This is a genomic window from uncultured Maritalea sp. (genome assembly GCF_937139385.1).
Lineage (GTDB): Bacteria > Pseudomonadota > Alphaproteobacteria > Rhizobiales > Devosiaceae > Maritalea > Maritalea porphyrae_A.
The window spans coordinates 1-5,854 of the sequence record NZ_CAKZPW010000302.1; the positions used below are offsets into that span (position 1 = coordinate 1).

Consider the following 5,854-nt stretch of genomic DNA (forward strand, 5'->3'; position numbering starts at 1 on the left):
CAAAAATATCAGCAAAGATTTCTTTTAAATGCGTGCCAAGTGTCTGCTCAACAATGAAGCGCGCGATGTAATCTGGCGTATACACAACGCCATCGCGCTTGCGCCGACCGCTCGTGCCACTTGCCTTTTTCTCTTCAACCAATTCGCCACGCGCATAGGCCTGCAAGCGCTCAACATCGGCAATCGATTGCTCAAATATATGCCCAAGCACCGTGACCGAGATTTCCGATGCAAAATCATATTCGCCAATGCGCTTAAAGCCTTCGCACACCAAATCTGGCAATTCGAGTGCGTCAATGGTTGGGTCCGGCGCAAACAGCCCGCCATTGTAGGGCGGGACGTTGAGTTGTTTGTTGCCGCTGTCGATAGAGCGAAACAGGCCCTTAAAGTTTTGCCAAATCGGGCGTGGATTAAACGGGTCTGCATGTTCATAGGCTTGCTCCAAAATACGATTTGGCAGCAGCCCTGTATCTTCGGCAAAGGCGGTAAATAGCACACGATCCAAAATAGTTTGCGCGGCGGAAATGGCGGCCAGCGGTTCAATTTGGGGTGCGGCTTGTTGCACGGCATCAATCAGGCTATCGCGCAGCACTTTATAGTCAGCATAAAGTGCGTTGGTGATGTCTTTATCTTCTTTGCGGCTCTGCTCCAGAATTTCTAGGGAGCGGCCAGATAGCAAGTTTTCTGCGCTGAGCAGCAGTATGAAGCGTTGATAGTGTTTTGGATCAGCCAGCTTAACAAGATCGAACCGCTCGTAGGCCTGCGTGCCTTCGCCAAAGCCATAAAGGCGCAGTTCAAGATAGTTGCAAACGATCACCCATTTAACGCCCGGCGCATTTGTGGCATATTCCCACGCCTGCATAACCGGGCTTTTTGCCCTGCCCGGCATAATGGCATCAAGGTCTTTGGTTTTTGCGCCCTTGAGTTCAAACGGCGCAATTATTTCGTCACGTTCGCCGCCGAAATTGCCGAGCGCCAAATCGACAGATCCTTTGAGAATGTTCTGTTCGGTGGCAACGGTGAATTGCTCACCTGCGGCGGCAGTTGTGTAGCCCAAAATGCCTTCGACAATTATGGATTTAAAATCGCCGTGCAGCGCCACTTCCTTGAGGGAATTAATGCGATTTGACTTGATCAAGTCCACCCATTTCTCAATCGCGTCGCGATGGGCGGCGGGAATGGCAAAGTCGGGCTTAATGTGGCGGGCAAGGGTTTTGGAATTAAAAAGTTGCAAAATGAACACTCTAAGGAAGGCGGTTTGTTGGTTATGTCATTATTGGTAATCTGATTGAGCGCACTTTACAAACACTTCAGTGTTGGCGGCAACGTCGCCGGCGGTATGGCGACATGCCACACATTGAGGGCGTTGACGAAATAGAAATGAACGCCATAGTATCCTGCAGTCGAAAACCAAAGGTAGCGAGCGGCATTGATTAACACTTCCCACAAAACGCAGCGTCAAAAAAGCTTGGCATTCATTTGGTTGTCATTGCTGCTTGCGTTTGTGATTTCGGCCCCCTCGTTTGATGGTTTGCTCAAAACAGCAAACCATGGGCATGAAACAGCCTATGCAGAAACGCACACGCACGACGCCTCAGTTGGGTACGAAAGTTCTTGTGATGATGGTTCGGGGCTGCATTGCGGCGCGAACATTATGGCGGCTGCAGATGGCGTTTCGCCTGCAGTTTTCAAGCTGCGACCGCTGTTTGCCCCAATTGGTTTGCTCTGGTTGCTTTCAATCGATATTGCCCAGGAACTGCCACCCCCTCGCCTCTGAGTTGAATTGCAGCATTCAACAGCATTTCAACAAGAGAGAAAATCATGAAAAAATTTGAACTGGCATTGGCACTAACCATGGCGCTTGCAGCGAGCGGCGTTGCATTGGCACACGGTGGTGCAACGGGCATCGTTAAGGAACGGATGGATGGCATGTCCGCAATGGGCAAGGCTGTCAAAACCCTATCAATGATGATGCGCGGTGAGGTTGAATATGACCCCGAGCAAGTTAAACGCGAAGCTGCGGTTATTGAAACTCATGCCGGCGAAACGCTTACAAGCCTGTTTCCCACCGGAAGTGGCGGTGCTCCATCTGAAGCAAAACCAACGGTGTGGAGCGATTGGGCTGAATTTGAAGAAATATCAAACCAGCTGCAACTCTATGCCAAAGCGCTTGAGCAGGCCGCGCCAAACGGCTTGATGATGCAACAGCCCTCAACAGTCGATATGATGGGCACCACCAGTTCTGGGATGATGGGCAACAATAGCGCGATGATGATGGGCAGTGCACCGAACATGGATTTGGACGCCCTTGCGGACATGCCTGCTGACGGTGTTTTCAACATGCTCGCCCAAACCTGCGCAAGTTGCCATGCAAAATTCCGGATCGAGAAAAAGTAATGAAAAAGTGGTTCATGCTTTTATTGGGCGCAGCGGCGATGGCCGTTGCGTCTGCAACCGCCCTTGCGCTCTGGCCCATCGGCAATCCAGTTGAAATGTCCACTTTGCAGGGCGATGCGGGCCGGGGCGCCTATCTTGCCCGCATGTCCGGCTGCATCGCCTGTCACACAAATACGGAGAAAGGCGGTGCGCCGCTGGCTGGCGGGCTAGAACTCAAAACAGATTTTGGCACATTTTATTCGCCCAACCTTACAACCTCTGTTGAATTTGGTATGGGAAGTTGGTCAATAGAGATGTTTGCGAAGGCCGTGCGTCAAGGCGTTTCGCCGCAAGGTGAGCCATATTACCCGGCTTTTCCTTACCCGTTTTATGCAAAGCTAACTGACCAAGATATTGCAGATTTGTGGGCAGCTTTCAAAACTGTGCCCGCAGTTGAAGAGCCCTCAAAAGCACATGGCATGCCGTTTCCATTTAGTTTTCGGCCCGGGCTAAAACTCTGGCGACAAGCCTATTTGGACTTTTCTGAATTTGAAAAGGATCCCAACAAATCCGAAGCGTGGAACCGGGGCAAATATATTGTGGAAGGTCCAGCGCACTGTGGTGCATGCCACACACCGCGCAACTTTGCCGGCGCGCGACAGGTCGAACAAAAATTGCACGGTGCCGACAAATTGCCCGACGGTGGAAAATCACCAGCGATCAATTCCGCGGCTTTAAGGGAAAAAGGCTGGTCAATAAACTCCCTCGCCTATGCCTTAAAAACTGGCGTAAAAAACGACGGGGATGTGTTTGGTGGCTCAATGGTGGAAGTCGTTCGTGACGGCACGTCGTTTCTGTCGGCAAACGATCGAGAAGCAATTGCAACATATTTGCTTGGAGAAGCCAATGTCACAAATTGACCGTAGAAGTGCATTGAAGCTTATCGGCGCCGCGGCTGCAGTTGCAACATCACCATCGCAATTGTTTGCCACCCCAAATGGGAATTGGCTCGAATTGGATGCTCGTGCGACCAAACACAAGTTGCACAATTCGGATCAGGCACTGCCCTCTGATTTATGGGGATACAATGGGCAAATCTGTGGCCCAACGTTAAGATACAAACAAGGTGAAACCGCCCGCATCCGCTTCACAAACAGTCTTGTGGAGCCAACGTCTGTTCACTGGCACGGCATCCGAATTGTCAACGCAATGGATGGCGTGTCTGGCTTAACGCAAGCGCCGGTTCAACCGGGCGAAACCTTTGAGTATGAGTTCGAATTGCCCGACGCTGGCACCTATTGGTATCACGCGCACAACAACAGCTGGTCGCAGGTTGCCCGAGGACTTTATGGACCATTGATTGTGGATCCTGTTGAGCACACACCGCTGCCTGCAGAGCAAGATATTGTTCTTATGTTGGACGATTGGCGGCTTGATGCAAATGGGCGATTTGATGAGCAGAGCCTAGGCGCGTTGATGGATTGGAGCCACGGTGGGCGCATGGGCAATTGGTTGACTGTTAATGGCCAGAGCCTGCCCAAAATCAAGCTTCAACAGGGCGCGCCAACGCTGCTAAGACTGGTCAATGCCTGCAACGCACGGATATTGGAAATTGATCCAAACCGTTTTGGCGCAAAGATTGTTGGGTATGATGGGCAACCCGTTAAAGGCGAGCCCAAACAACTGGCATATAAGCCATTATTGTTGGGCCCTGCGCAGCGTGTCGATCTGTTGGTGCAACCTCGTGAACAGTTCGCGCTTGAAGAGGTTTCTGGGGAACCGTTTCCGTTCTGCTTTTTCGAAGTTGGAACCGGCGGCTTACCAGCGGCGCCCTATGTGCATCCCAAGCCAAACAATATCCCACTTCCCCACCCCGAGGACCGTTTGAAGTTCCAAATCAACATGACCGGCGGCGCAATGGGCATGATGGGCGACATCACCTATCAAGGTAAAAAACTTGAAGGCGAAGATTTTCAACGTACCAAGCAGCTTTGGGCATTCAACGGAACGGCAAACCTGGCTGAACAGCCGATGCTCATTGCAAGGCGGTTTGAAACCGTTGAATTGGACGTCATCAACAATACAGCGTTTATGCATGCCATGCATGTGCACGGGCATCACTTCTTGATTGAAGATCGCGACGGTGATGGCGTGGAACAACCGGATCATTGGCGGGACACGTTTTTGATTAGCCCTCGGCAAAGCACCAAAATTGCGTTTGTAGCCGACAATCCTGGGAAATGGCTATTTCATTGCCACATGCTGGAACATGCCGCAGCTGGCATGACATCGTGGTTCAAGGTATTAAGTTAAACTTGTAATCACGTTTTCCTCAACTCAGTAGAAATGCAGTTAGAGACATAGTAAAAGGGAAATATGCGCGTTTTGATCACTATCATTGTTGCTTGTATATTGTTGTCCACCCAATTGGTGGCGGCAATGGCAAGTGCGCGCGCAGCTTCTGCCGAACATGACCTCGTCATCGCAACAATTATGCAAATGGATGACACAGACTGCTGTGAAACCGAGAAAATGGATCACAGCAAATCACGTTGCGCCAGCGATTGTTCAATTGCCATGTTTGGCTTGGGTGCCGCAATGCATGGACAGCACAAGCCAGAGTTAGAGCGCCAAACTGGCAAGTTACTACGTGCCATCGTTTTAGCTCTGAACGCCCCACCTCCGATTACGATCGCTCCATAGCAAACACTTAAAACTCTCAATCAAATGGTTGCGTGTCTTTTGGACGCGACCGCAAAGCTATGTGGCAATATTTATGACGAATGACACGCGTACCCCTTCACGTCGAAGGTTTATTCAAACTGGTTCCGCTTTGGCGATTACTGGACTAGTTGGCGCTTGCGCTTCAAGCAAAGGCATACCAACAAACCCAGCGGCGTTATCCGACGCGGCAGATGCAATGTATGGGCCTTTGCCAAGTGAGCAATTTGCAATTCCCGCAATAGACGCCGATAAAATCGAAGCCCGCTTCTATCGCCAAGAAGTGCTATATCGCACCAGCGAACAACCCGGCACAGTTGTTGTTGATACTTCAGCCTTCTACCTCTATTTGGTCCAGCCCAAAGGGCGGGCAATTCGATATGGGGTTGGGTTAGGCCGCGCTGGTTTTGCATGGTCCGGTCGCGCTGTAATCCAATGGAAACGAAAGTGGCCAACCTGGACACCCCCGACAGAAATGATTGCCCGGCAGCCAGAGCTTGAAAAATACAGCTACGAGAATGGCGGCATGCCGCCTGGTTTGGAAAACCCATTGGGCGCACGTGCGTTGTACATTTTTCAGGGTGGGAAAGACACGCTCTACCGACTACACGGCACGCCCGAATATTGGAGCATCGGCAAAGCCGTCTCAAGCGGATGTGTGCGCCTATTCAATCATGACATTATCGACCTGTATCAGCGGGTTCCAAATAAAACTCCAATCATTGTGGTGTGAGGACAATATGAAGATGAAATCAAT

The 5,854-nt window shown here is 50.9% G+C and carries 7 protein-coding genes; 6 read left to right on the forward strand and 1 reads right to left on the reverse strand.

Features of this window, described 5'->3' with window-relative positions; genetic code table 11:
• A partial coding sequence (locus tag Q0231_RS12380; protein WP_299347880.1) for a type IIL restriction-modification enzyme MmeI occupies window positions 1-1,234 on the reverse strand: 1,234 nt, incomplete at its 3' end.
• Between the two features lie 249 nt (window positions 1,235-1,483).
• Between Q0231_RS12380 and Q0231_RS12385 the strand changes: the two genes are divergently transcribed.
• The 6 genes from Q0231_RS12385 (at window position 1,484) to Q0231_RS12410 (ending at window position 5,830) form a co-directional block, all read left to right on the forward strand.
• Window positions 1,484-1,777 carry a hypothetical protein gene (locus Q0231_RS12385; RefSeq protein WP_299347881.1) on the forward strand — a complete coding sequence of 98 codons (294 nt, stop codon included), beginning with the start codon at window positions 1,484-1,486 and terminating at the stop codon, window positions 1,775-1,777.
• Window positions 1,778-1,821: 44 nt separating this feature from the next.
• On the forward strand, window positions 1,822-2,397 hold the full coding sequence (locus Q0231_RS12390) for a cytochrome c (protein WP_269392640.1): 576 nt from the start codon (window positions 1,822-1,824) through the stop codon (window positions 2,395-2,397).
• Window positions 2,397-3,296, forward strand: a complete 900-nt coding sequence (locus Q0231_RS12395; protein ID WP_299347882.1) for a cytochrome c — start codon at window positions 2,397-2,399, stop codon at window positions 3,294-3,296. The genes Q0231_RS12390 and Q0231_RS12395 overlap by 1 nt, the downstream gene beginning before the upstream one ends.
• Window positions 3,283-4,689: a multicopper oxidase family protein gene (locus Q0231_RS12400; protein WP_299347883.1), complete on the forward strand. Its 1,407-nt coding sequence runs from the start codon at window positions 3,283-3,285 to the stop codon at window positions 4,687-4,689. The genes Q0231_RS12395 and Q0231_RS12400 overlap by 14 nt, the downstream gene beginning before the upstream one ends.
• Before the next feature lie 72 nt (window positions 4,690-4,761).
• The gene (locus tag Q0231_RS12405; RefSeq protein ID WP_299347884.1) at window positions 4,762-5,079 is read left to right on the forward strand and encodes a hypothetical protein; all 318 of its coding nucleotides are present in this window, start codon (window positions 4,762-4,764) and stop codon (window positions 5,077-5,079) included.
• A 73-nt stretch (window positions 5,080-5,152) separates the two neighbouring features.
• Window positions 5,153-5,830 carry a L,D-transpeptidase gene (locus Q0231_RS12410; protein WP_299347885.1) on the forward strand — a complete coding sequence of 226 codons (678 nt, stop codon included), beginning with the start codon at window positions 5,153-5,155 and terminating at the stop codon, window positions 5,828-5,830.
• Window positions 5,831-5,854: the final 24 nt, after the last annotated feature.

What these genes read in the sequence shown, in the direction of transcription:
- Q0231_RS12390 (WP_269392640.1), top strand. Translation starts at nt 1,822, where the DNA reads ATGAAAAAATTTGAACTGGCATTGGCACTAACCATGGCGCTTGCAGCG.
- Q0231_RS12395 (WP_299347882.1), top strand. Translation starts at nt 2,397, where the DNA reads ATGAAAAAGTGGTTCATGCTTTTATTGGGCGCAGCGGCGATGGCCGTT.
- Q0231_RS12400 (WP_299347883.1), top strand. Translation starts at nt 3,283, where the DNA reads ATGTCACAAATTGACCGTAGAAGTGCATTGAAGCTTATCGGCGCCGCG.
- Q0231_RS12410 (WP_299347885.1), top strand. Translation starts at nt 5,153, where the DNA reads ATGACGAATGACACGCGTACCCCTTCACGTCGAAGGTTTATTCAAACT.